This window comes from Sphingobacterium suaedae, assembly GCF_042684625.1.
Lineage (GTDB): Bacteria > Bacteroidota > Bacteroidia > Sphingobacteriales > Sphingobacteriaceae > Sphingobacterium > Sphingobacterium suaedae.
Genome location: NZ_JBHULR010000001.1, coordinates 169491 through 194237 on the forward strand (window position 1 = coordinate 169491; position 24747 = coordinate 194237).

A 24747-nucleotide genomic window follows, 5' to 3' on the forward strand; every position below is an offset into this window, starting at 1 on the left:
AAAACATAAAACTAAACGATTTAGCAGAGATGAATGATTGTCATTAATTGTCGTTTTTTATCGGTAGTTTTGTATTCAAGAATTTTAGGAATAATAATTGTTATAGAGAACTGCAATATATTTTAAATATTTTATGAAGCGAAATTATTTCCTGTTGCTTGCATCATGTGCACTGTTATCCCCGTTGCACCTGTTGAAAGCTCAAGTGAAAAACCAACCTTACTCGTATCAGCATTATCAGAAATATGACCGACTGTTGTATTCGCCCGATACGCGTTTTCATACTGCCTCTAAACCGTATCTATTTAAAGGAAGCCTCCTGACCAAAATGGATTCTATACAGTCTTTGAACCAAGTGGATTCGGAGAATCTATTTATGCGAAAAATTTTTAATGAACACCTTGTGGAGGTGAACAAAGAGGATCATACGTTTTTTTTGGATTTCCTTCCTGACTTTATGATTGGAAAAGAATTGCTGGGATCTGATAAAAGAACGACATGGTTGAATACCAGAGGTTTTCAAGTAGGTTTGACGATTAAAGACAAGTTTACGTTTTATGCCAATGCGTTTGAAAATCAGGGGGTATTTGCAAATTACCTAACGGACTATGTGAATAGAAACGGGGTGGTTCCTGGACAGGGAATCGTTAAGCATCAATCGAATAACAAGAAGGATTGGATGTATGCTACTGCAAGTTTGACATATGATTTCAGTGACTACTTTCAGACGACCTTAGCTTATGATAAAAATCACATTGGCGACGGATACAGATCGCTTTTGCTGTCCGACTTTTCGTCAAATTATGCACACTTGAAATTAACTGGAAAAATTGGGAATGTGCACTACACATCGATATGGGCGTATATGACCGACCCGAAAAATCCACGAATTGATTCGTTGGACTCTGGCGGACGGTTCGGTGATGGTATTAAGTGGGGAGCTTTCCAATATTTAGATTATAATGCTACCAACCGGTTGTCCATCGGCTTTTTTCAGGCAGTAGTGTGGGCAAATAAAAACCAAGCCGGACATCGCGGGTTTGACTTTAACTACATCAATCCTGTTATGTTTATACGTCCTGTGGAATCAAATAATGCGAGCTCTCCAGATAAAATGTTTTTGGGGCTGAATGCTAAATATAAAGTGTTAAATAATGTGACGGCCTACGGACAATTTCTGTTGGGAGAGTTTACCGCAAAAGAGTTTTTCGGAGGGAACGGATATGCACATAACAAGTGGGGGACACAATTGGGCATCAAAGGGTTCGATGTTTTTCGTGTTCAAAATTTGAATTTTTTGGCCGAATATAATGTGGTAAGACCATACACATATCAGCATTTTGTATCCATCTCGAATTATAGCAATCACGGCGAACCGCTAGCTCATCCGCGAGGCGCAAATTTCAAAGAGCTGGTTGGATTAGCCAACTATTCTTGGGAACGATTTGATTTTTCTGTGCAAGGAGTGTATAGTCGATTTGGAACAGATCCAGATGACGGTAGTAACATGGGGGGCGATATCTTTCAATCGTATCGTACGATTCCAAATATGTATGGCAATTATATTGGTCAGGGCATAAAAAACGATTTGTTTTATGCAGATATCAAGGCAGCATATGTATTGAATCCAAAGTATAATTTGCGTTTTGAGGTCGGATACACGCAACGATATAATCGCATAGAAAATGCTGCTACGCAGAAGTCTGGTGTGATTAACGTTGGGCTTCGCTCTTCTTTCCGCAATTTTTACGGAGATCTTTAGGATATTATTATCTTTAGATGATGAAGAAGGTAATCGTAATTAATGGCCCCAATTTAAACCTGTTGGGCATTCGAGAAAAAAACATATACGGTAGTCAGGATTTTCTATCGTATTTCGAGGATTTAAAAAGCAGTTTCGTGGATACACAGTTGCACTATTTTCAAAGTAACCACGAAGGAGCGATTATTGATAAACTACATGAGATCGGGTTTTCATTTGATGGTATTGTATTAAATGCTGGGGCCTATACGCATACATCACTAGCTATAGGCGACGCTATTGCAGCCATTACCACGCCAGTTGTGGAGGTACATATTTCTAATGTGCACAAAAGAGAGGAATTTAGACATGGTTCTTATTTAGCGAAAAACTGCGTGGGTGTTATATGTGGGTTTGGACTAAATAGTTATAGACTTGGGATACAGAGCTTTCTGTAGATCGGGTGCTATCCGGACAACAACAGGCATTGGCCAATGGTGACGCTTATTGTTTTTCGAGCGTAGGTTTTGTCTAAAGGATTCTTTCTGTGGAGGGTTTTCCAGCAAAAATATGAATAATAAGTGAGATGATTGCTGCAGCCCCCATGACAATAACCATCGGATAGGGGGTGTCATTATGGAAAAAGCTGACGAGCCCGGATGTAAGTGCACCAATAGCCATTTGTACACATCCAAGTAAGGCTGACGCACTTCCTGCAAGTATCTTGAACGGGGATAAGGCCATTGCCGATGTGTTGGGGAAAATAAAACCGTGTCCTAGCAGATAGCAAAAAATAAGAGCAAGTAAGCCCGTGAAGTTTAATGCGTCAGTAAATAAACACACGATCATGATAAGTGCTATCACTGACTGCCATATGTTTGCAATCTTGCTGATTTGTGGGCTTGTCCATCGTTTAAGTATGACGCGGTTTATTTGGGTGGCCACAATCATAGCGGATGCCACAAATGCGAAAGCTAATCCATACTCGGTTTGAGAAAGACCGAAATATTGTTGCATGACAAAAGAGGAGCCGGCCAGATAGGCATATAAGCCCGAAGAAGCGATGGATCCTACTAAACAATAGCTAAGAAAGGTTTTGTTTGTGAAAACTTGCCAAAATTTAGCCACAATCGCCGTGGGACGTAAAGAAAAGTCGGCATTTCCATGGTATGATTCAGGTAGATAGAAAAATGTCGCCAAAAGTATGAGGACACCAATCAGTAAAAGCGAAACAAAAATATAGTGCCAATCCAGGTGGTTCAGTAAGAATGCACCAGCACTCGGAGCTAAGATGGGAGAAATTGCTATCACGAGCATAAGTAGGCTAAAAACCTTTGCCGCTTCACGCGGATCGTAATAATCTTGTATCATAGCTCGGGAGGCAACCATTCCTGCGCAGCTTCCCAAGGCCTGCATGAAACGTAAAAAGATGAGATGCTCTATATCGCGTGTCAAGACGCAAAAGAATGTTGCACCAATGTAAATTAGCAAGCCGACTAACAGGGGTTTTTTTCGACCGAACCGATCGAGAAGGGGACCATAAATCAATTGACCAAAAGCGATTCCGATAAAAAAGCTAGTCAAGGAGAACTGCACCTGATCTACAGAGGTATTAAAGTCGTTGGCTATCGTTTGAAAAGCCGGTAAATACATATCTATGGAAAATGGTCCAACGGCTGATAATAAACCGAGGATAAGCAGAATGATTGTTCTATTGCTGTATTTTTTTTGTTTCATGGGGGATGTGAATAAGACAGCCCATCAAATGGATGGGCTGTTATCTTTATTTTTTTTGCTCCTTTTCCTTTCGAAAAATCAGGTAGAGACCAACGAGCATGAATGGAATACTGAGGAGCTGCCCCATATTGAATTTCATGCTTTCTTCAAAAGCTTCTTGATTTTCTTTAAAAAATTCTAAGACAAACCGAGCCCCAAATAGAAGAACTAAAAATATCCCAAATAAGTAGCCTGGTTTTGATTTGTTATTTTTTTGATACATCGACCACAATACAATGAAAAGGAGGATATATGCAATGGCTTCATACAGTTGAGCAGGGTGTCTCGGCGTCATATCTACTTTTTCAAATACGACCCCCCAAGGCATCTTGGTTTCTAAGCCTATAATTTCCGAATTGAAAAAATTACCCAGTCGAACAAACGCGCCCGCTAACGGGACCACGATAATGAGGCGATCCGTGATCCACATAAAGTCGGTTTTCGTTTTGCGGGAAAACAGCCATAATGCTATCAGAATACCGATTGCACCACCGTGGCTCGCGAGTCCCTGAAATCCAGTTAGCTCGAAACTCCCGTTTACCATTCGGAAAGGAAGGATCATTTCCAATGGGTGTTGGATGTAGTAATCAAATTCGTAAAACAGACAATGTCCTAAACGAGCCCCGATTAGTGTTCCTAAAAAAATATAGATACTTAGCTGATCGAGTAATTCTTGTGTTTTACCTTCCCGCTTGAAAATTTTGAGCATAAGAATATACGAGACGACGAACGCCGCTAAAAAACAAAGGGCATAATAACGTAACCCGAATGAACCTATCTCGAAAATAACAGGATCTATATTCCAGTGGATTATATTTAATATTGACATCATAGTCGTAAATTGTGGCGTAAACTTAGATAAATTTGCTTTTATATGCAATTATATTCCGTACAGAATGTCAGCGGACTAATGTAAGAAGGCTGGCAACTCACTCTACTGGGTATTTAAATAAAACTAAGAATTTTTACTACTTGAAAAGTCATTAAGTTTTTTACAAGTCTGGAAGGACAATTTGAAATTCTTTCAAATTTTTTTATTTTGTGTGGAATTTAATTTGGATATGGCGAGTAAAAAAGAAATCGAAGAGAAAAAGCATGTATCGGTGGTGACTGATAATTCATTGAAATTTTTTGAAAAATATATAAATAATCCGTCACCCACAGGTTTCGAGTGGGAAGGGCAGAAATTATGGCTGGATTATATAAAGACGTACGTAGATGAAACCTATATTGATAATTATGGAACAGCGATGGGCATAATTAATCCGGAGGCTTCTTATAAGGTGGTGATTGAAGCACATGCCGATGAGATTTCTTGGTTTGTAAACTACATTACAAAAGATGGATTGATTTATGTGATTCGAAATGGTGGATCGGACCATCAAATAGCACCCTCCAAGAGAGTTAACATTCATACCGACAGTGGATTTGTAAAAGCGGTCTTTGGATGGCCAGCAATACATACACGTGCAGGAGAAAAAGAAGAGGTGCCAACGCTGAAAAATATCTTTTTAGACTGTGGGGCAACATCCAAAGAGGAAGTGGAGGCCATGGGGATACATGTTGGATGTGTCGTGACTTATGAAGACGAGTTTATGGTATTGAACAATCGGTACTACGTGGGGCGCGCTTTGGACAACCGTGCTGGAGGGTTTATGATTGCTGAAGTGGCTCGCCTGCTGACAGAGAATAAAAAGAAGCTTCCTTTTGGATTGTATATCGTGAATTCTGTACAGGAAGAGATTGGATTACGAGGGGCAGAAATGATCGCGGAATATATCAAGCCGCAGGTGGCCATTGTAACCGATGTAACACATGATACTCAAACCCCGATGATTAGTAAAATAACGCAAGGTGATTTAGCCTGTGGACAGGGCCCCGTGCTGTCTTATGCTCCGGCAGTTCAAATCAATCTGAACAAATTATTGGTGGAAACGGCTCAAACAAATAACATACCGTTCCAACGACAAGCTTCTTCACGTTGGACGGGGACGGATACGGACGCATTTGCGTATTCTAACTGCGGAGTGCCCTCCGCTCTGATTTCGCTTCCCTTGCGTTACATGCACACTACGGTAGAAATGATTCATAAAGAGGATGTAGACAACGTGATTCGATTGATTTACGAGGTCATACTAAAGATCGAGAACGGGCAGGATTTTCGGACTTTTACACATTAATAACAAACTGCATTTAAAAAAGCGTTATATTTAAACGAAGAGATATTAAAAATACATTATCGAAATGGATGTTAATTTTATGGATTTGAAAAATAATAACAGTGAACCTGTAGAAAATAATGAGTTAAGCATAGAATTGAGTGAGGAAATCGCGGAGGGAATTTATAGTAATCTTGCGATCATTACACATTCAAATACAGAATTTGTGCTGGATTTTATCCGTATTATGCCGGGTATACCCAAGGCGAAGGTGAAATCTAGAATTGTCTTAACTCCTGAACATGCAAAAAGATTATTAGGGGCCTTACAAGATAATATCAACCGTTTTGAAGACGGGAACGGTCCAATTAAGACAAATGATCCGGCGTTGCCTATGAATTTTGGCGGTCCTGCTGGAGAAGCCTAGTACTAAGAAAGATATGAGAAAGAGGAGAACAGGCATCGTTCTCCTCTTTTTCTATATACCAGAATTGTTGTTTTGCAATAATATTGAAAACCCAATCGAACGATCTGTTGTTTTAGAGTTAAGGAGAATTTTATGGATATACAAGTACGGAACCTAAGCGCCGAAGATTATAAAGATTTAAAACGCTCGATGGAGCGAGCTTATGGAAATGATTCGGGAGAGGTGTGGACGCGGGAGAATATTGAAGATTTGATTCGATTGTTTCCAGAAGGGCAATTATGTGTAGAAGTGAACGGACGGGTGGTAGCTTGTGCGTTGTCGCTTATTATCGACTCTAAAAAAACGAATATCTATAAAAAATATTATGAGATTATAGATGATGGAAAATTTTCAACGCATGATTATGATGGAGACACATTGTACGGGATTGAGGTTTTTGTGCATCCGGATCATCGTTCTTTGCGATTAGGGCGTCGTCTCTATGATGCGCGGAAAGAACTATGCGAAGAAATGAATTTAAAAAGTATTGTGGCCGGCGGGAGAATACCGAATTATCATAACTACGCCGACAAGATGACACCACGAACGTATATCGAGAAAGTGAAGCGAAAAGAAATATATGATCCGACATTAACATTCCAATTGTCAAACGACTTTCATGTCAGCAAAATTTTAAAAAACTATCTTCCCGAAGACAGGGAATCGAATGAGTTCGCGACGTTATTGGTGTGGGATAATATCTATTACGAGCCGGATGCCAAGTCGAACTCAGCTACGCGACAAACTATCCGTTTGGGGCTGGTGCAGTGGCAGATGCGTCAATTTAAAGACATACAAGAATTTTATGATCAGGTCGAGTTTTTTGTCGATACCGTAAGTGACTACGGAACAGATTTTATTATGTTTCCGGAGTTTTTCAATACCCCTTTAATGAGTCCATACAATGATCTGCCTGAGCGCGCAGCAATGGAGAAATTAGCCGAGTTAACTGACGAAATCATTGATAAAATGCAGCAACTGGCCGTTTCTTATAATGTGAACATTATATCCGGATCGATGCCAATCGTAGAATATAAAAAGTTGTATAACGCGTCTTACTTATGTCATAGAAACGGTAAACTAGACGTGCACAAAAAAATTCATATCACACCAAATGAATTTAAATACTACGGCATGGTGGGAGGCAGCGAAATAAACGTATTTGATACCGATTGCGGAAAAGTAGGACTTTTAATTTGTTACGATGTCGAATTTCCTGAGGTAAGCCGGATTATGGCAGATCAGGGAATGCAGATGTTGTTTGTGCCATTTATGACAGATACACAAAATGGCTACATGCGCGTTCGCGCTTGCGCACAGGCACGGGCTATCGAAAACGAATGCTATGTGGCCATTGCCGGATGTGTGGGAAATTTGCCACGGGTCAATAATATGGATATACAATATTCGCAGTCTGCGGTATTTACTCCATCTGATTTTGCCTTTCCAAACAATGGAATCAAGGCGGAAGCCACGCCCAATACAGAAATGGTATTGATTGCTGATGTCGATTTATACGCGCTTCGTGACTTGCACGAATACGGAACAGTTAAAATATTAAAAGACAGGCGCAATGATCTTTACGCCGTTAATCTACTTAAATAACAAGTTACGCCCAAGCAACGTCGTGTAGAAATAGACCATTCTACCGCATAATCTATTTATGCTTACGGTCTTTCAGTAGTTGATGGTCGTGAATAGAACATGCATTGGTATTGTTAGTACACAGCGTGGATAAATTACATTTACATTGTGATTATTCAGAGGATTCATGATAATCATCCGCTTTTGGAATATGCGCAATGATGGGGATCCATTCCTCGGGAATGGTGGTTAATTTTCTGTTTATTAAATCCAGCCACGCGCCGTCAACGTTGACCGTGGCAGCTTTCACATTATTTTCCTTATATATTTCGTGGCGGAAAGAGAATCGAAAATTCTTGATGTTTAATTTCACGATTTCCACTTTTACACGGATGCGCTCGTCCAGCCCTATCTCACGATGGTAAATCAATTCCTCGCGGAAGAGGATCGGGCCGATATGTTTTTTTGCAAATTCGTCTAACGATAGTCCTGCTTTACTCAGCATGTTACTACGCGCTTGAGCGCAAAAATCAGCGTAAGCAGAGTGTCTCAAATGTCTGTTTGGGTCTAACTGGGACCAAAGAACCTGTCCTTCAAAAAAAAACGTAGCCTGTTCCATATCAAAAAACTTGTTAGGTAAAGATAATTATTTTATTCACCTTTACCTTTAGATTGCGGATACCATTTGCATAAGTATCGCTGTTAACCACCCAGCATAGGTGCCTATTGCGTATCCAAACACTGCTAAAATGACTCCAACCGAGATTAACGATGGGTGAAAGGCCGCTGCTGCAACGGTCGCGGAAGCCACGCCTCCGACATTCGCCATGCTACCAACAGCCAGGTAGAAAAATGGCGCTTTGATTAATTTCGCGACAAGGATTAACAGTAATGCATGGACGCTTATCCAAATAACTCCAACCACGAAAAGACCAGGATTATCTAATATGGCAGATATATCCATCTGCATTCCGATCGTCACGATCAGCATGTAAAGGAGCGTCGTCCCCATTTTGGATGCTCCGGCATTCTCAAGTTTACGAGCAGGAGTAAAAGAGAGTGCGATCCCAATTACAGTCGCAAATAACACCAACCAAAAAAAGCTGTTTGTCAACGAAAATTTTTCGAGTTGAGGGAAGTTTTCTGTCATGTAATTTGATAATGGGTTTGCGAGCAAGGAGGCCAACCCGGTCCCGCCTAATGCTAAGGAAACCATAAAAATAAGATCTTTCGTTTCAGGTATGCGACTGTTCGCTTTTGCTTGAGCATCCATACGTTCTGTTAGCATCTTTACATCAGTGTCGTCTGCTTTAAAAAAAGCATCGACTTTTTTTGATTTGGCCGCTCCATACAATAATAACGCCATCCAAATGTAGGCGACAAATACATCGACGGCAATTATCGACGAAAATAACTTGGGCGATGGTTGTAAAATTTCTTTCAAAGCTACTTGATTTGCACTGCCACCTATCCACGAACCAGCTAACGAGCCTAAGCCACGCCATACTGCGTCCGGTCCAGTACCACCGACAACGTCGGGAGCAATGAGCGCGGTGATCCATACAGCCAGCGGGCCGCCGATTACAATACCAACCGTTCCTGTTAGAAACATCAATCCTGCGCGTTTGCGCAAGTTCCACATTTCCCTGAGATCGAGATTGAGCGTAAATAAAATGAGGCAAGCGGGCAAAAAGTATCGGCTCCCTATCCCTGTAAGTGGCGAATTGGCACCATCTATAACATGAAAAGAATTAAGAAGTCCTGGGATAAAATAACAGAGCAGAAGTGGGGGGATAACAGCATAAAATCGTTGTAAAATCTTGTTTTTTAGACTTGAGGTATAGAAAACGATGCCGAGTACAACCATGAGCAAGCCAAAAACTCCTGCCTGATCCGTAATGAGCGGTGTAACTTCTCTGATAGCATTTTGCATAATCTTCAGGTTATTGTTAAATTGCTTGTGAAATTATATAATAATTTCGGATTGACAACTGTTTTTTTGTTATTCTTGCACTAAGTTGCATGATTTAACACTGAACCTTAAACTAAACGCATGACTAATCGTCGGGAATTTATAAAAAATAGCAGTTTGCTTATTGGCGCGTCTGCCTTGAATACAGGTCTAATGGCATCGGCAGACTTACCCAAAAATAAAACGATCAATGTTGGACTTATAGGTTGTGGTGGCCGTGGTACAGGCGCGGTTTTCCAAGCGCTTGATGCCGACCCTGATGTCCGGGTTACCGCGCTAGCTGATGTCTTTGACGACAATCTGAACAATACGCTGACTTCCTTGAAGGAAAAATATGGAGAAAGGATAGAAGTGACCGAGAAATCATCGTATGTAGGATTTGATGCCTATGAAAAGCTCATCACATCGAAGAAAGTAGATGTCGTCCTTTTGTGTACCCCGCCTAATTTCCGTCCAGCACATATAACGCTTGCCGTGCAGTATGGAAAGCATATTTTCTGCGAGAAACCAGTAGCCATCGATATCCCAGGGCTACATCAGGTTGAGGCTGCCGTGAAACTAGCCAAGGAGAAGAAACTATGTTTAGTTAGTGGGTTTTGCTTTCGCTATTCTTTTCCTAATCGAGAAGTTATATCACGTGTGTACAGTGGAGCTATCGGCGATATCAAATCTATATCTACCTTCAGACATGGCGGTGAATTAAGCTATAAAGAACGGCAACCTAATTGGAGCGATCTCGCTTACCAATTGCGAAATTGGTACTATTATCAACGCTATTCTGGAGATATGATCGTCGAACAGACCATTCACAGCATTGATTACATGTCGTGGATCTTGCAAAATGAACTTCCGACCAAAGTAACTGCCACAGGTGGGAGGCAAAGCCGACCTTGGAATAAATACGGTAACGTGTTTGATCATTTTACCGTGGAATATGAATATCACGACGGCTTTAGAGGATTTCATTTTGGACGTCAACAAAACGGGACTACGCCCCGCAATACAGTGGAAGTTATGGGGACAAAAGGTCACGTCAATATAGCACTAAATAGTAGTTACGAAATAATAGGAGAACAGCCTTGGAAAAATACCGAACGGCTAAATAATATGTACCAGACACAACACGATGAGCTTTTTCAAGCCATTCGCAACAAAGAAACAATTAATGATGGTGATTTTATGGTAACCTCTACGCTTTTGGCTATTTGGGGGAGATTATCGGCTTATTCTGGTAAATCGTTGACTTATGATGAAGTTATTCATTCCGTTGAGACCCTAGGCCCGCCGATAGACGATTATAACTGGGATATGAAAGTTGATCAATTGGCTATCGCACGTCCGGGAAGTTATAAATTTTCGTAAACATGAAAAACATTCGAGTATTGGTCGTAGGATGCGGTAATATGGGAGCTTCTCATGCGCAAGCGTATCATGATTTGGTTGGTTTCGATATTGTTGGTTTAGTTGCTCGCGGTGATAGCAAGCATCGATTGAACGTTCGTCTAGGAACAGATTATCCTACTTTTGGAAGCTATGAAGAAGCCTTACGTAAAACATCTCCAGATGCCGTTTGTATCTCGACCTATCCAGATACACACGAAACCTATGCTATCAAAGCCTTCGAAAGTGGGGCTCATGTATTTATTGAAAAACCTTTGGCGGATAGTGTTGCTGGAGCGGAGCGCGTCGTGGAAGCGGCAAAAAGAACTGGAAAAAAACTAGTTGTGGGTTACATTTTGCGTCATCACCCGTCCTGGATTAAATTTATCGAAATAGGTAGAACCCTCGGTACTCCCTTGGTTTTCCGTATGAACCTTAATCAACAGAGTCATGGATATATGTGGGACGTGCACCGAAATTTAATGAAAAGCTTAAGTCCAATTGTCGACTGTGGGGTTCACTATATTGATGTTATGTGCCAAATGACCGCCGCGAAGCCTGTTTTGGTCTCGGCCATCGGCGCCCGTTTGACGGAGGATATACCTATTGATAATTACAACTATGGACAGTTGCAGATACGGTTTGACGACGGCTCAGTCGGTTGGTACGAAGCGGGGTGGGGGCCTATGATAAGTCAGACTGCATTTTTTGTTAAGGATGTGATTGGTCCTCTAGGTTCGGTATCCATCATAGCTAATAAAGCTGAAAGTGAGGGGAATTCAGATACCGTTGCCGCGCATACGCAAACCGAATCAATACGCGTACATTACGCGAATATCAATCAGCAAAATGAATTCCTTCATCAGGATGACTGGATATATCTTCGCGATGAGCCGGATCATCAGGAGTTGTGCAACCGAGAACAGGTTTATTTTCAACAGGCTATAGAAGACGATATAGATCTTTCGAAATCTATGGAAGATGCGGTGAATAGCTTGCGCATTGCTTTCGCCTGTGATGAATCTGTCAAACGGGGCGTCATGGTACCTATTGGTAAGTAACTGACTTCCGTCTGCGGAGATGGCGGGCTGTGCTTTCCAACCCCGACTATTGATAGGTGGGCAAGATTGTGTGGTACAGATCATTGCTCTTTTTCTTTTTCCGATACATAAATGTTGCAGCTGCCGAATCCATCTGGGCGGTTACAACCTGTCGAAAAACAAATATTGTCCATCAGGTGATATGCAGTGTGCCCCTTCATTATAGCTGTCAGAGTTTATTTGCCCGGCCAATTTCTGAGCTTCGGTCCAGCCAGATTCCGATAATTCGCTTTCATAGAAATTCTCCTGATTATTGGTTTTCCGGGGGAACGGTAGCTTTCGCTTGTCTGCCGTCAGCTTTGGAAAATACTCATCATCCCTTGTGTTGATTCCTTTACTTAGCGATTGTCGCAAGCAAAAATTTGTCGGATAGGAATGTTGTAGGGCAAAATGATAATCCGATAGGTAGGTAAATGTCACCTAGCTGTCAACAGGCGCTCACAAACTCAGGGTCAAAAGAAATGGTGTCCCGTAGTTTATCTTCCGCAACTTCGTAATTGTTTGCTTGAAGAGCTTTGTTTGCATCCAGAAAAGCGCGTTGTGCTTGTTTGTTTGGAGATGGCTTTTGTGCGGAAATCTGATATGTGCAAAAGCACAAACACCCTAAAAAACACGGAAGCTCATGTAATCTTGTCTTGCTTATGGCAAAAATACAAAAGCCCTCAATTTTTATGTATCTATGGAATGTTTAGATATTTGTGTGTTTGTAACGAGATTTCCCATCTCGGATTTTCTTTAACATAATCAATAATGAGCGGTGTCATTTCTGCCGCCTTAGACCATTCAGGCTGGAGGTATAATTTGCAATTTTTTCCGACGAATTTAGCATGCTCTTCAGCCCATTGAAAGTCGCTTTTGTTAAAAACAATCACTTTTAGTTCTCCGGCTGCGTTGAGCACATCGGGGCGCGGGCCTTTGAATTTCTTAGGAGACAGGCATATCCAGTCCCAATATCCAGACAATGGGTAAGCACCAGATGTTTCGATAAACGTCTGAATCCCCTCTTCCTTCAGTCGTTTGGTCAGATAATCTAAATTGTAAATCAACGGCTCTCCCCCTGTTATAACCACCGTTTTAGCGGGGTGTTTTTTTGCGTTGTCAACAATGTCCTCTGCCGACGTAAGAGGGTGCAGGTTGGCATCCCAGCTTTCTTTAACATCACACCAATGGCAACCGACATCACATCCACCTAAGCGAATAAAGTATGCGGCTTTTCCTGTATGGTAGCCCTCGCCTTGTATCGTGTAAAATTCTTCCATGAGTGGAAGTAGCGTGCCGTCTTCTGGGACTTGATTTGACATGTCAAATTTTTTTGAGAGCACAAAGATATAAAAATAGACGGATATACGCATGCTAAGAACCGATTGAACGATGTTATGACTTAATTATGAATATGTGGGTGCCTATCGTTTTTCATGAACATTAGCAGGTATTCCGTTTCGGTTTCTTAAAGATATTGAATACCTTTGTGCTCGGTAAAAAATGAACCCTAGACAGGAATTCAGGGTAATTGTACACCTTGCATGTTTATGGTTCAGATCTTTTAATAAATTTTAAATCATATTCGTTGATGATTGCAATAACGTTACCTGACGGTTCTGTACGTCAGTATGAAAAAGGGACAACCGCGATGCAAGTTGCCCTGTCGATTTCGGAGGGTCTAGCGAGAAATGTACTAGCTGCCGAAGTGAATGGTGAAGTCTGGGATGCTTCCCGTGCCATACAAGAAGATGCCACGGTGAAGTTGCTTACATGGAATGACCAACAAGGAAAATCCACCTTTTGGCATTCGTCCGCCCATTTATTGGCAGAAGCTTTGGAAGCGCTTTATCCAGGGGTTAAATTTGGAATAGGGCCAGCTATCGAAACGGGCTTTTATTACGACGTAGACTTCGGCGATCGGGAATTCTCCTCGGAGGAGTTCAAGCTTATTGAAGAAAAAATGCTAGAACTCGCGAAACAAAAGGAAGTTTTTGAACGAAAATCTGTTTCTAAGGCAGACGCCTTGGCTTATTTCACAGAGAAAGGGGATGAATATAAGCTTGATTTGATTAAGGACTTGGAGGACGGCAAGATTACGTTTTATACACAAGGGCACTTTACCGACCTGTGTCGTGGACCACATATTCCTAATACAGGATTTATTAAGGCCATCAAACTTACAAATGTGGCAGGAGCATATTGGCGCGGTGACGAGAGTCGTAAGCAATTGACCCGTATTTACGGTGTCACGTTTCCAAAAGCATCCGAGTTAAGTGACTATTTGAAATTTATCGAAGAGGCCAAAAAACGGGATCACCGGAAGCTAGGCAAAGAACTTGAGTTGTTCGCCTTTTCTGAAAAAGTGGGAGCAGGTTTGCCGTTATGGTTGCCGAAAGGTGCAGCGTTACGGCAGAAGTTGCAGGATTTTTTGCAACGTGCTCAGATAAAGGCCGGATATGAGCCAGTCGTTACCCCGCATATTGGTCATAAACAACTGTATATTACTTCTGGACATTACGAAAAATACGGAGCTGATGCCTTTCAGCCCATTCATACGCCTGTAGAAGGAGAGGAGTTCTTTCTAAAACCGATGAACTGTCCGCATCACTGCGAAATTTACAAAACGAAACCACGATCATATAAAGATTTGCCGGTGCGTTTTGCAGAATTTGGTACCGTATATCGATATGAACAATCGGGAGAATTGCATGGATTGACACGGGTACGAGGTTTTACGCAAGACGATGCGCATTTATTCTGCCGTCCTGATCAAGTAAAGGATGAGTTTAAGAAGGTAATTGATTTGGTGTTGTATGTTTTTGGAGCCCTGGGCTTCAACGATTTTACGGCGCAGGTTTCCTTGCGTGATCCAGAGAATAGGACAAAATATATTGGATCAGATGATAATTGGGCACTTGCCGAGGCCGCGATTATTGAGGCTGCGGCGGAAAAAGAACTACCGACCGTAGTGGAATACGGAGAAGCAGCGTTTTACGGTCCAAAATTAGATTTCATGGTCAAAGATGCATTGGGTCGTAAATGGCAACTGGGCACCATACAAGTTGATTACAATTTGCCAGAGCGGTTTGAGTTGGAGTATACAGGAAGTGATAATCAAAAACATCGCCCTGTCATGATTCACCGCGCCCCATTTGGATCATTAGAGCGTTTCGTTGCGGTATTGATTGAACATTGTGCCGGACAGTTTCCGTTATGGCTTGCGCCAGAGCAGTTTATAGTCTTGCCTGTGTCAGAAAAATATGAAGATTCTGCAAAAAATCTTTTAGAATCCCTAAATAATTCCGATATTCGCGGACTGATTGACCTTCGTGACGAGAAGGTAGGTCGTAAGATTCGCGATGCGGAAGTGAAAAAAATTCCGTATATGTTGATTGTAGGGGAGAAAGAGACAGAAAGTGGCACAGTTTCTGTTCGTAAACACGGATCTGTCGATTTAGGATCTATGAGTCCACAGGCATTTAAGGAATTATTAATTAAAGAAATAACCGTTTAATTTTTAAATATTTGGCATTAAATAGAGGTGGTGGTCCTAGACCACCAATGAGAAAGAAAGAACCAGAACATCGCATTAACGAGTTTATCAGAGTACCTGAGGTGCGTCTGGTCGGCGATAATATAGAACAAGGAATTTATCCGACGCGTAAGGCCTTAGAATTGGCAGACGAGCTGGAACTTGATCTTGTGGAGATTTCGCCAAATGCAGTTCCTCCGGTTTGTCGGATTATTGATTACAGTAAATTCATTTACGAGCAGAAAAAGAAACAGAAGGAAATTAAGGCGAATGCAAAACAGACTGTTATTAAGGAGATTCGTTTTGGACCAAATACCAGCGACCATGACTTTGATTTCAAGTTAAAGCACGCCATGAAATTTCTTGAAAATGGTGAAAAAGTTCGTGCATATGTCCACTTTAAAGGTCGTGCAATCGTATTTAAAGAGCAAGGGGAGATCTTGTTGTTACGTTTTGCCCAAGCCTTAGAGGATTATGGTAAAGTTGAACTATTACCGAAACTTGAGGGCAAGCGGATGTTTTTGACATTGGCACCCAAGACCATTAAGAAATAGAATTCTAACAAGTTGATATAAAATTTAATTGAATTATGCCAAAAGTAAAGACCAATTCCAGCGCGAAAAAACGCTTTAAATTGACTGGAACAGGTAAAATCGCAAGAAAAAGTGCATACAAAAGCCACATCTTGACGAAAAAAACAACAAAACAAAAACGTAATTTGACACATACAAGTTATGTTGATGATGCTGATATGGGTAATGTTAAGCGCATGCTTGCTATCGGCAAATAAGTTGTATAGATCATTTAATAATATTTTTTAACCGGGTATTAGGGTTGTAAGCTTACTGAAAAACGTAACACCTTATACCAAACTAAATTTAATAACATATGCCACGTTCGGTTAACGCAGTAGCTTCGAGAAGAAGAAGAAAAAGAATCTTGAAATTAGCTAAAGGCTATTTCGGATCAAGAAGCAAAGTTTATACTATTGCTAAAAATACAGTAGAAAAAGGTTTACAGTACGCTTATCGCGACCGTAAGACCAAAAAACGCGAATTCAGAGCTTTATGGATTCAGCGTATCAACGCGGGTGCGCGTCAACACGGGATTTCTTATTCCCAGTTGATCGGAAAATTAAATGCAAAAAATATCGGTTTAAATCGTAAGGTATTAGCTGATTTAGCATTAAACCATCCAGAAGCTTTCAAAGCAGTAGTTGACGCAGTAAAATAAAGTTTTTTATCCGCTATCAATTTGTTAGATATTCTAAAAGGAGCCTAAGGCTCCTTTTTTTGTGTGATCATTTTGTGCGTTAAATAGTGTTAATTATAATCAAATCCCCATGTCTAGAAAATTGATTTTAGTAGTTTTGATAAAACTAATCATCAATTGTAAACATGAAGGCGCCTTGTATAAAACTGTTAAGTGTTTTCGTTGCTATTTGTGGATATTGCTGCATTGAGGACACATATGGAGCGGGAGGGAAGAGCAACAAAATAGACCCTCCTAAGAATGATCTGATTATAATTTATCAACACGGTAAAGTGGTTAAGGTCGAAGGCATGAATAATGAAAAAAAGTTAATTACCAATGGCGACGAAACCCTTCAGATAGCAGGGTCCCATAACGTTATTTATGCGATTGGCGGTCTTAAATCTATTTCAATAAGCGGTATTAACAATGAGATATATGTAGATCGTATTCATAATGTAAAGATCGAAGGGACGAACAATCTGGTGCACTATAAGCTCGCTAATGGTAAAGCTGGAAAACCTGTTATTAATCTTAAAGGGGAGCGAAATGACGTCATTAAAGTGCGGTAGAATGATCGTATAACTTTTCCGTTTGTCTTGCCAATTTCTTATATTGTGGAATAGGTTATAGGGGAGGTTTTTATGGAAAAAATGCATATTTCTATCGTTTTTCAACCCTGTGAAAAGGGAATTCGCTTCGTGGCTTCGTTGAAACAATTAGCAAAGCGGCTTTTGAACAAGTGGTATCCAAGCTGCCATTCCATCGCACATATCAGTATTTGTAAGATCGAGGTGTCTGAGCGAGACTTAGCCATCATTGTTCGTGATTTAACAGAGCGGTTACGATACGAACGTGGACAGTATGTATATTTCGATCGATTTTCTTCTTATCCATCTTCAGGGACTTTATACATCGATCCTACAGTTTATGCAAAAAAATTCCTCAGAGCAAAGATGCGTACAGTTGTAGAAGAGGTTCGAAGAGTCGTTCCGGCCAAACTCGTTGCTGAACCTCATGTGACAATAGGGCGACAATTAGAACCGGCTGACTTGGTAGATTTGAAAACTTCTGGCGCATTTGAGGCCGTCGATTTCGATTTCTTCTGCGGTGGCATCGTGCTTCGCAAATTCAATCATGAAACGAATCAATACGAAGCCTTTTTGGAAATACCATTTCGAGGAGAGGAGCCGTCCATGAAAAGCGGTCAACTAAGCTTGGGATTCTAACCAAGCTGTTTTATTGTTTCACAGAATAGACGTAAGCTTTGTTCCAATTCCTCTTCATTCATATGCCCAAACCCAATTCGCATAGCCGTTAACCCCTTCTGCTGATAAAGTATATTCCGAGGGATGAACAATTGATTTTCTGCTGAATGCTGAGCAAGTTTTGCTAGATTTATCGGAGAATGAAAGGTGGCCCATACGGCCAGCCCTCCCGACGGTTTTTCCGCAGATAACCAAGAGGAGCACTTACCATCTAACAGGTTGATTATTTTATTCCGACGTTCTTTATATATCTTCAACGATCGCTTTAGGTGTCGGTGAATTACACCTTCTTCGATCATTTCTCCCAATGCATGTTCCATCAGCACGTCTCCCTGTCTGTCAATGATTCCTAAGTGTTTACGCATTTCTTGCATGAGGTTGTCAGGAGCAACGATGAATCCGGTACGAAATCCTGGTGCGAGTGATTTGCCAAATGACCCAACGTAGACGACCATTCCCCCGGTGTCAGCGGTGGCTAAGGGCAATAGCGGTTGTTTGTCGTAGTGAAAATCGTAGTCATGGTCCTCTTCCACGATCGCAAAACCATAACGATCGGCGAGTTGCAAAAGAGCCATTCGACGCGGGGCGCTGAGACTGACAGTGGTTGGATAGTGATGTTGCGGCGTGATATAAACCATGCGGACTTTCTGCTTTTCGCATAAGCGTCGTAGCGCATCCGTGTCTATCCCTTCTTGATCGACCGGAATAACATATAATAGTGCGCGGTTTTTCTGAAAAATCATATTTGCCGAGAAATAACCTGGAGATCCGATTGCTACGATGTCGCCTGCACGCAGTAATATTTCTGAAATGATGAAAAGACTCATTTCAGAGCTTCTTGTAATTAGAAGATTTGAAGGAGTGATGTTCAATCCGCGCGATAAATGTATATAGTGCGCCAGCTGCTCCTTGAAGTACTCACTGCCTTCGTGGTTATAATATCCCATTTTCTTCCGGTTCATCTTCCGTTTCATGGCCGCGCTATACACCCGAGAAAGGTCGTTTATTTGCGTCAGACGGATATCCGGAGTTCCATCGTTAAATACGTATGTGTAATCGCCAAAGTCATACGGATTATCCAATAAGATCGATCGTTTAAATGAAAAACCAGTTTCTTTTGGATAATGAGACTGTGCGTGTACTTTAGCGCGAGAGGTCGGTATGCTTGAAATAACAAAGGCGCCTTGGTTTGGCCGGATAATAAGCCACCCTTGAGCTGCTAGCTCGTCATACGAAGAAACAACCGTATTGCGATGAACATTCAGAAGCTGGCTGAGTTGTCTAGTTCCTGGGAGCTTCGCATTGGGTGGAATCCTATTGTGTTGAATAGCTTTAATGAGCTGATTAACAATCTGTAGGAAAATTGGAGTCGCCGCGTTCCTATCGATGTCAATAAAACTTCGGAATGGTATATCAACCGGACTAGGCATAATCTAAAAACTGGCACATATCAACATGCCGGCAAGATACTATATTTGTTCGAAATTTAAAATATGGAGAAAATATTAACCAAAATTGTCTGTCACGATATGTTGCATGCTCGCTGGCTGAATACCTTATCTTTTATGGAAAATATGGGTGCGCGTAAAATATCCGCATGTGAAGACTCGACGCACGTAAGTATCGTTCAATTAAAGCATGCAGCGGAAGAACACCGGCATGCCTACTATTTAAAAAAACAAATAAAAAAAATTGCAGCAGACATTTGTCCATCGTATCAAATGGAAGAGTTGTTAGCCGCTGTAGAAACAAGACAATATCTGAAACGATTGGATAATCAGGTTAGCCGGTATATGAAAAAAACTTTTCATCTCAGTGGTGCCGAATTGAAGTACGCCGGTTATCTTTTTGTCACATATGTTATAGAAGTACGTGCAGATCTGTTGTATCCGGTCTATCAAGATGTTCTCACGCGTTCATGTTCTAAAGTGATGGTCAAGTCTATTATCCTTGAGGAAGAAGGACATCTCGAAGAGATGATAGCGCAGCTTTCCGAATTTGATGTCGATTGGCAAAGACATGCCGACCGCTTGTTGTCAATGGAACACCAATTGTTCCACCGTTGGGTTTTAGCATTAGAACAAGATATCCATCGTTATGAAGCCGCTGTTGGAACAGATACGAAGATTGTTAGAACATAGGCAACAGGCAGGCACGCTTCGTGATCTGCAACCGCCTTCAGGATATATCGATTTCTACTCCAACGATTATTTGGGGTTTTCGCGCGACACACAATTTCAAAAAAGATTAGTTTCCCTACTGTCTAATTATCCGCAGTGCCTAACAGGAGTATCGGGATCTCGTGTTATTGTTGGGGATAGTGTGCAGCATTTGGAAATCGAATCTTGGCTAGCACAGCAACATCGGGTAGAGGCTGCTTTATTGTTCGGATCTGGTTATTTGGCTAATCTTGCACTATTTTCCTGCATCGTTGGATGGCATGATACAATTATCGTTGACGAGTGTATACACCGATCAGTTCACGATGGTTGTGGATTGAGTCGTGCGAAAAAGTGGAAATTTCGACATAATGACTTAGATCATTTAGAATCTCTTCTGAAAAAAGCTAGCGGCAATATTATAGTAGCTGTCGAAAGCTTGTATTCCATGGAAGGGGATTTGGCACCTCTAATCGACCTTGTAACATTAACCGAACAATATGACGCTCATCTTATTGTGGATGAGGCGCACGCTGTCGGCGTTTTTGATTACGGTTTGGTCGCATACCATGGGTTGCAGTCTAAAGTGTTTGCGACGCTAGTGGCTTTCGGAAAAGCTATGGGTATACGAGGGGGGGCATTGTTGGGAAGTCGACTAATGAAATCCTACGTGGTTAATTATGCATCGACATTCGTTTACACCACAGGAATTCCGCTGTTTCAAGCATTGGAGATAAGAGAAGCGTACCGATATCTTAAAGAATGTCCTGAGCGGAGGACGGCACTACAAGAGGCTATTGCCCGATTTAGGATATATGGGCTCTCGTCCACATCAGCTAAATGTAGTCCAATTCAGATCGTGTCCATCACTGGAACGGAACACGTTCGTCGTGTGTCATCGATCGCACAGCAAAACGGATTGGCTGTATATCCAATCGTGGCTCCCACGGTAAGAGAAGGTTCAGAATGCTTACGTATCTGCCTTCACGCCTTTAACAAGGCCGAAGAGATCGACCTATTGGGTAATTTACTTAGACAAAACATATGAATAGATGGTTCGTAACCGGCATTGACACAGGGGTTGGAAAAACTGTGGTATCAACGATTTTAACCCATTATGCGAAAGCAGACTATTGGAAACCCGTTCAGGCAGGCGATTTAGACGCTTCAGACAGTGGCTTCGTCCGCGCCCATGGTTATTCGGGCGGACGGATCCACCCGGAACGATATGCTTTCGCGACAGCATCGTCACCACATCAGGCGGCTGCTTGTGATGGGAAATGTGTTGTTTTGGACGACTTTGAGCTTCCCGAGACGAATCAGTCTCTCGTCGTAGAGGGCGCCGGCGGACTACTGGTGCCAATCAATCAACAAGAATTTATGATTGATCTAGTTTTGAAATTGGATTTGCCCGTGGTACTGGTTATTCGTGACTATTTAGGCTGTATCAACCATACCCTCCTTTCCGTAGAAGTGTTGCGTCAGCGTAAAATCAAAATCGCATGTGCCGTCTTTAATGGCGACTTTAATCCGTGGACAGAATCTCTGCTCTCCGCTCGATTTGGCAATGAGGCACCGATTCTCAAGATCCCTTATCTAACCTCATTTTGCAGAGAAAATATACAGGAGATCGGAAGCACGTTGCAGACCGCTTTATTTTGAGTTAAATATATAAATAGAACATGAACAAACACATAGAACTGCGTCATGACTGGACGACAGAGGAATTATTCACGATTTATCACAAGCCGCTTATGGAGCTTGTTTTTGAGGCGGCAACTATACATCGCAAATGGCATAAAGCAGATGAGGTACAATTGTCCACCTTATTGTCTGTAAAAACCGGAGGCTGTCCAGAAGATTGTTCGTATTGTGGTCAGGCTGCTCGTTATCATACAGATATTCAAGTACAAGCACTCTTGCCGACACAGACAGTGTTAGCCCACGCAAAAAGAGCCAAGGAAGCGGGAGCTTCCCGTTTTTGTATGGCTGCAGCCTGGCGCGAAGTACGCGACAACCGCGACTTCGATCGTATCATTGATATGGTCAAAGGGGTGAACGATCTTGGTTTAGAAGTATGTTGCACACTCGGAATGTTGACCGAAGGACAAGCAAAACGTTTATACGAGGCAGGTCTCTATGCATATAACCATAATTTGGATACGTCGGAGGATTATTACGACGAGATTATTTCAACCCGCACGTTCGACAATCGTATCCAGACTATCGCGAATGTACGCAAAGCTGGGATTACCGTGTGCTCGGGAGGGATCATTGGGTTAGGCGAATCAAATAAAGACCGAATCAGCATGTTGCATACCCTAGCAACGATGGATACACATCCAGAGTCGGTACCGATTAATGCGTTGGCTCGTGTCAAAGGCACTCCTTTGGAAGACCATTCAAAAGTAGATATTTGGGAAATGGTTCGAATGATTGCAACGGCTCGCATCGCGATGCCAGCGTCGATGGTCCGTTTAAGTGCGGGCCGCATGGAAATGACAGAGTCGGAGCAAGCATGGTGTTTTTTGGCGGGTGCCAATTCCATTTTTACAGGTGAAGCTGAGACGCTTTTAGTCACGCCAAACCCAGCTATGTCCGATGATCTTGTCATGCTGGCACGATTGGGACTAAAACCGATGTCGAGATGATGAAAGGAAGTCAACAAAATTGGATAACACGTGATAAAGCAGTGAATTGGCATCCTTATACGCAAATGAAAACCGCCCATCCTATCCCGATTGTTCGGGGAGATGGGATCTATTTGTTCGATGCCGATGGACGTAGGTATCTGGATATGGTTTCGTCGTGGTGGGTCACTTTACACGGACATGCGCATCCTTACATCGCCGCAAAGGTTGCAGAACAGTTGACGACATTGGAACAGGTTATTTTTGCAGGTTTTACACATCCTGGAGCCGTGGAGCTAGCCGAACGCCTACTAGCCCTGTTGCCAGAAAATCAACATAAAGTGTTCTATTCCGACAACGGATCGACAGCCGTGGAGGTCGGCTTGAAAATGTGTGTGCAATATGCGCACAACACCGGTAAACGCAAAACGAAAATATTGGCGTTAGAGAATGGATATCACGGAGACACGTTTGGAGCAATGTCCGTCAGTGGACGGGGAAAATGGACAGCTCCTTTCTGCGATATGTTATTTGATGTTTTGTTTGTCGACGCACCGGCTTCGGAAAATATCGAGGCAACTAAATTACTGATTGAACGGCATAAAGAGGAGCTCGCCTGTTTTATCTACGAACCTTTGGTGCAGGGTGCAGGGGGAATGCTCATGCACGAAGCCAAATATTTGAAGGAATTGATGGAGTATTGCCGCGATCGGGGTGTGTTATTGATTCAAGATGAGGTGTTCGTCGGATTCGGTCGTACTGGTAGGTTGTTCGCTGCCGATCACATCGGTGCTACTCCAGATATCATGTGCTTTTCCAAAGGCCTTACTGGGGGCACGATGCCCTTGGGCATAACGACTTGCAGTGATTTCATCTATAATGCATTCTATAATGACGATAAGCAAAAAGCTCTTTTCCATGGACATTCCTTCACAGCAAGCCCATTAGCTTGTGCTGCTGCCTTGGCAAGCCTAGATTTATTGCTTTCTCCGTCCACGCAGCAAAATATTCAACAGATAGTCAACCAACACCACGCATTTGCGCGCTACGTAGACGGGCATCCTAAACTGCAGCAGGTACGACAATGCGGAACGATCTTGGTACTAGAGTGGAAAACAGGCCACGGGAGCTCCTATTTTAGCGAGATTAGTGAATTCTTATATCCCTTTTTTCTAGATAGAGGCATACTCGTACGACCACTGGGAAATGTATTATACTTAGTCCCCCCATTTTGTATTTCAGGTGAACAGCTGAATTACGTTTATGACCAGATCCTAGAAGCGTTAGACAATAGTTGATTTTAATGTTGCGAAAAAATAGTTTCACTGCTTTCAGGGATATGTAGAACGCCGCGTATGCGGTACTTTTGACAATGTACTTGGAAGAAAATTCTCACAAAGAGCATGTCAAATAGTAAAACGTAGATCGTGAAATACAGAAATTTAAAAGCAAGGAAATCTATGTTTTCCAAGACATTCATTTTTACGAAGATCGACGTATTATTGTCGCGCTTCAGGATCTGGGAAATGCAGAAAACGTGGGATGAGTACACATTTGATAATGGCGCTTACAGTACGCCCTTACCCATGCAATTGTCTGGAGGAGAGGCTACAAAAAGTAATGTTTTTCCGCTCAGTGCCATTCAAATTTGAGACGGTTGAATCGATCTACAACGAATTAGAAATGAAGGCAAAGAATATAGAGGGAGGGAAGATTGATGGGCATATTTATTCCGCATTGAACATAA

General features: G+C 41.9%; 25 protein-coding genes. 19 read left to right on the top strand and 6 right to left on the bottom strand.

The window, feature by feature from the left end; translation table 11 throughout:
- Positions 1–133: 133 nt before the first annotated feature.
- Together ACFSR5_RS00725 and aroQ are read left to right on the top strand one after the other, a co-directional pair.
- Positions 134–1762: a gliding motility protein RemB gene (locus tag ACFSR5_RS00725; protein WP_380899678.1), complete on the top strand. Its 1629-nt coding sequence runs from the start codon at positions 134–136 to the stop codon at positions 1760–1762.
- A gap of 20 nt (positions 1763–1782) precedes the next feature.
- Positions 1783–2199, top strand: a complete 417-nt coding sequence (gene aroQ, locus ACFSR5_RS00730) for a type II 3-dehydroquinate dehydratase (RefSeq protein ID WP_380900302.1) — start codon at positions 1783–1785, stop codon at positions 2197–2199.
- A 73-nt stretch (positions 2200–2272) separates the two neighbouring features.
- Here aroQ and ACFSR5_RS00735 read toward each other — a convergent pair whose 3' ends face one another.
- Both ACFSR5_RS00735 and lgt read right to left on the bottom strand, forming a co-directional pair.
- Complete coding sequence (locus ACFSR5_RS00735) at positions 2273–3478, bottom strand: multidrug effflux MFS transporter (RefSeq protein WP_380899680.1); 1206 nt, start codon at positions 3476–3478, stop codon at positions 2273–2275.
- Between the two features lie 46 nt (positions 3479–3524).
- Positions 3525–4349: a prolipoprotein diacylglyceryl transferase gene (gene lgt, locus ACFSR5_RS00740; protein ID WP_380899682.1), complete on the bottom strand. Its 825-nt coding sequence runs from the start codon at positions 4347–4349 to the stop codon at positions 3525–3527.
- A 229-nt stretch (positions 4350–4578) separates the two neighbouring features.
- Between lgt and ACFSR5_RS00745 the strand changes: the two genes are divergently transcribed.
- The 3 genes from ACFSR5_RS00745 to ACFSR5_RS00755 all read left to right on the top strand — a co-directional run bounded on the left by ACFSR5_RS00745 (position 4579) and on the right by ACFSR5_RS00755 (position 7747).
- Positions 4579–5697, top strand: coding sequence for a M42 family metallopeptidase (locus tag ACFSR5_RS00745; RefSeq protein ID WP_380899684.1), 1119 nt, complete (start codon positions 4579–4581; stop codon positions 5695–5697).
- 64 nt (positions 5698–5761) lie between these two features.
- Entirely contained in the window at positions 5762–6103 is a 342-nt protein-coding gene (locus ACFSR5_RS00750; protein WP_380899688.1) for a DUF3467 domain-containing protein, read from the top strand.
- A gap of 132 nt (positions 6104–6235) precedes the next feature.
- Positions 6236–7747: a GNAT family N-acetyltransferase gene (locus ACFSR5_RS00755; protein ID WP_380899690.1), complete on the top strand. Its 1512-nt coding sequence runs from the start codon at positions 6236–6238 to the stop codon at positions 7745–7747.
- A gap of 151 nt (positions 7748–7898) precedes the next feature.
- Here the strand turns inward: ACFSR5_RS00755 and ACFSR5_RS00760 are convergent, their stop codons facing one another.
- The gene (locus ACFSR5_RS00760; protein ID WP_380899692.1) at positions 7899–8345 is read right to left on the bottom strand and encodes an acyl-CoA thioesterase; all 447 of its coding nucleotides are present in this window, start codon (positions 8343–8345) and stop codon (positions 7899–7901) included.
- Between the two features lie 48 nt (positions 8346–8393).
- Positions 8394–9659, bottom strand: a complete 1266-nt coding sequence (locus tag ACFSR5_RS00765) for a DUF819 family protein (protein ID WP_380899694.1) — start codon at positions 9657–9659, stop codon at positions 8394–8396.
- 120 nt (positions 9660–9779) lie between these two features.
- Here ACFSR5_RS00765 and ACFSR5_RS00770 point away from each other — a divergent pair, with 120 nt between their 5' ends.
- Together ACFSR5_RS00770 and ACFSR5_RS00775 are read left to right on the top strand one after the other, a co-directional pair.
- A complete protein-coding gene (locus tag ACFSR5_RS00770) occupies positions 9780–11060 on the top strand; it encodes a Gfo/Idh/MocA family protein (protein ID WP_380899696.1) in 1281 nt (426 codons plus the stop codon).
- A gap of 2 nt (positions 11061–11062) precedes the next feature.
- Positions 11063–12139 carry a Gfo/Idh/MocA family oxidoreductase gene (locus tag ACFSR5_RS00775; RefSeq protein WP_380899698.1) on the top strand — a complete coding sequence of 359 codons (1077 nt, stop codon included), beginning with the start codon at positions 11063–11065 and terminating at the stop codon, positions 12137–12139.
- Between the two features lie 716 nt (positions 12140–12855).
- Here ACFSR5_RS00775 and ACFSR5_RS00780 read toward each other — a convergent pair.
- Positions 12856–13479: a 7-carboxy-7-deazaguanine synthase QueE gene (locus tag ACFSR5_RS00780; RefSeq protein WP_380899700.1), complete on the bottom strand. Its 624-nt coding sequence runs from the start codon at positions 13477–13479 to the stop codon at positions 12856–12858.
- 269 nt (positions 13480–13748) lie between these two features.
- On the opposite strand from ACFSR5_RS00780, the gene thrS reads away from it, so the two are divergent.
- From thrS to ACFSR5_RS00810, 6 genes are all read left to right on the top strand, one after another.
- Positions 13749–15674, top strand: coding sequence for a threonine--tRNA ligase (thrS, locus tag ACFSR5_RS00785; protein ID WP_380899702.1), 1926 nt, complete (start codon positions 13749–13751; stop codon positions 15672–15674).
- A gap of 47 nt (positions 15675–15721) precedes the next feature.
- Positions 15722–16246 (top strand): translation initiation factor IF-3, encoded by a 525-nt coding sequence (gene infC / locus ACFSR5_RS00790; protein ID WP_380899704.1) that lies wholly within the window; start codon positions 15722–15724, stop codon positions 16244–16246.
- Between the two features lie 35 nt (positions 16247–16281).
- The gene (gene rpmI / locus ACFSR5_RS00795) at positions 16282–16482 is read left to right on the top strand and encodes a 50S ribosomal protein L35 (RefSeq protein ID WP_380899706.1); all 201 of its coding nucleotides are present in this window, start codon (positions 16282–16284) and stop codon (positions 16480–16482) included.
- Positions 16483–16580: 98 nt separating this feature from the next.
- Positions 16581–16925, top strand: coding sequence for a 50S ribosomal protein L20 (gene rplT, locus ACFSR5_RS00800; RefSeq protein ID WP_380899708.1), 345 nt, complete (start codon positions 16581–16583; stop codon positions 16923–16925).
- Between the two features lie 164 nt (positions 16926–17089).
- Positions 17090–17515 carry a DUF3060 domain-containing protein gene (locus ACFSR5_RS00805; protein ID WP_380899710.1) on the top strand — a complete coding sequence of 142 codons (426 nt, stop codon included), beginning with the start codon at positions 17090–17092 and terminating at the stop codon, positions 17513–17515.
- An 81-nt stretch (positions 17516–17596) separates the two neighbouring features.
- Positions 17597–18172 (top strand): 2'-5' RNA ligase family protein, encoded by a 576-nt coding sequence (locus ACFSR5_RS00810; protein WP_380899712.1) that lies wholly within the window; start codon positions 17597–17599, stop codon positions 18170–18172.
- Here ACFSR5_RS00810 and pdxR read toward each other — a convergent pair.
- The gene (pdxR, locus tag ACFSR5_RS00815) at positions 18169–19641 is read right to left on the bottom strand and encodes a MocR-like pyridoxine biosynthesis transcription factor PdxR (RefSeq protein WP_380899713.1); all 1473 of its coding nucleotides are present in this window, start codon (positions 19639–19641) and stop codon (positions 18169–18171) included. The genes ACFSR5_RS00810 and pdxR overlap by 4 nt on opposite strands.
- A 63-nt stretch (positions 19642–19704) precedes the next feature.
- Between pdxR and ACFSR5_RS00820 the strand changes: the two genes are divergently transcribed.
- The 6 genes from ACFSR5_RS00820 (at position 19705) to ACFSR5_RS00845 (ending at position 24652) form a co-directional block, all read left to right on the top strand.
- Positions 19705–20352: a hypothetical protein gene (locus ACFSR5_RS00820; protein ID WP_380899715.1), complete on the top strand. Its 648-nt coding sequence runs from the start codon at positions 19705–19707 to the stop codon at positions 20350–20352.
- Positions 20309–21418 carry an aminotransferase class I/II-fold pyridoxal phosphate-dependent enzyme gene (locus ACFSR5_RS00825; protein ID WP_380899717.1) on the top strand — a complete coding sequence of 370 codons (1110 nt, stop codon included), beginning with the start codon at positions 20309–20311 and terminating at the stop codon, positions 21416–21418. The genes ACFSR5_RS00820 and ACFSR5_RS00825 overlap by 44 nt, the downstream gene beginning before the upstream one ends.
- Positions 21415–22032, top strand: a complete 618-nt coding sequence (gene bioD / locus ACFSR5_RS00830; RefSeq protein WP_380899719.1) for a dethiobiotin synthase — start codon at positions 21415–21417, stop codon at positions 22030–22032. Before ACFSR5_RS00825 ends, bioD begins: the two co-directional genes overlap by 4 nt.
- A 20-nt stretch (positions 22033–22052) precedes the next feature.
- Entirely contained in the window at positions 22053–23021 is a 969-nt protein-coding gene (bioB, locus tag ACFSR5_RS00835; protein ID WP_380899721.1) for a biotin synthase BioB, read from the top strand.
- Positions 23018–24298, top strand: coding sequence for an adenosylmethionine--8-amino-7-oxononanoate transaminase (bioA, locus tag ACFSR5_RS00840; RefSeq protein WP_380899723.1), 1281 nt, complete (start codon positions 23018–23020; stop codon positions 24296–24298). Before bioB ends, bioA begins: the two co-directional genes overlap by 4 nt.
- A gap of 129 nt (positions 24299–24427) precedes the next feature.
- Positions 24428–24652: a hypothetical protein gene (locus ACFSR5_RS00845; RefSeq protein ID WP_380899725.1), complete on the top strand. Its 225-nt coding sequence runs from the start codon at positions 24428–24430 to the stop codon at positions 24650–24652.
- Positions 24653–24747 lie beyond the last annotated feature (95 nt).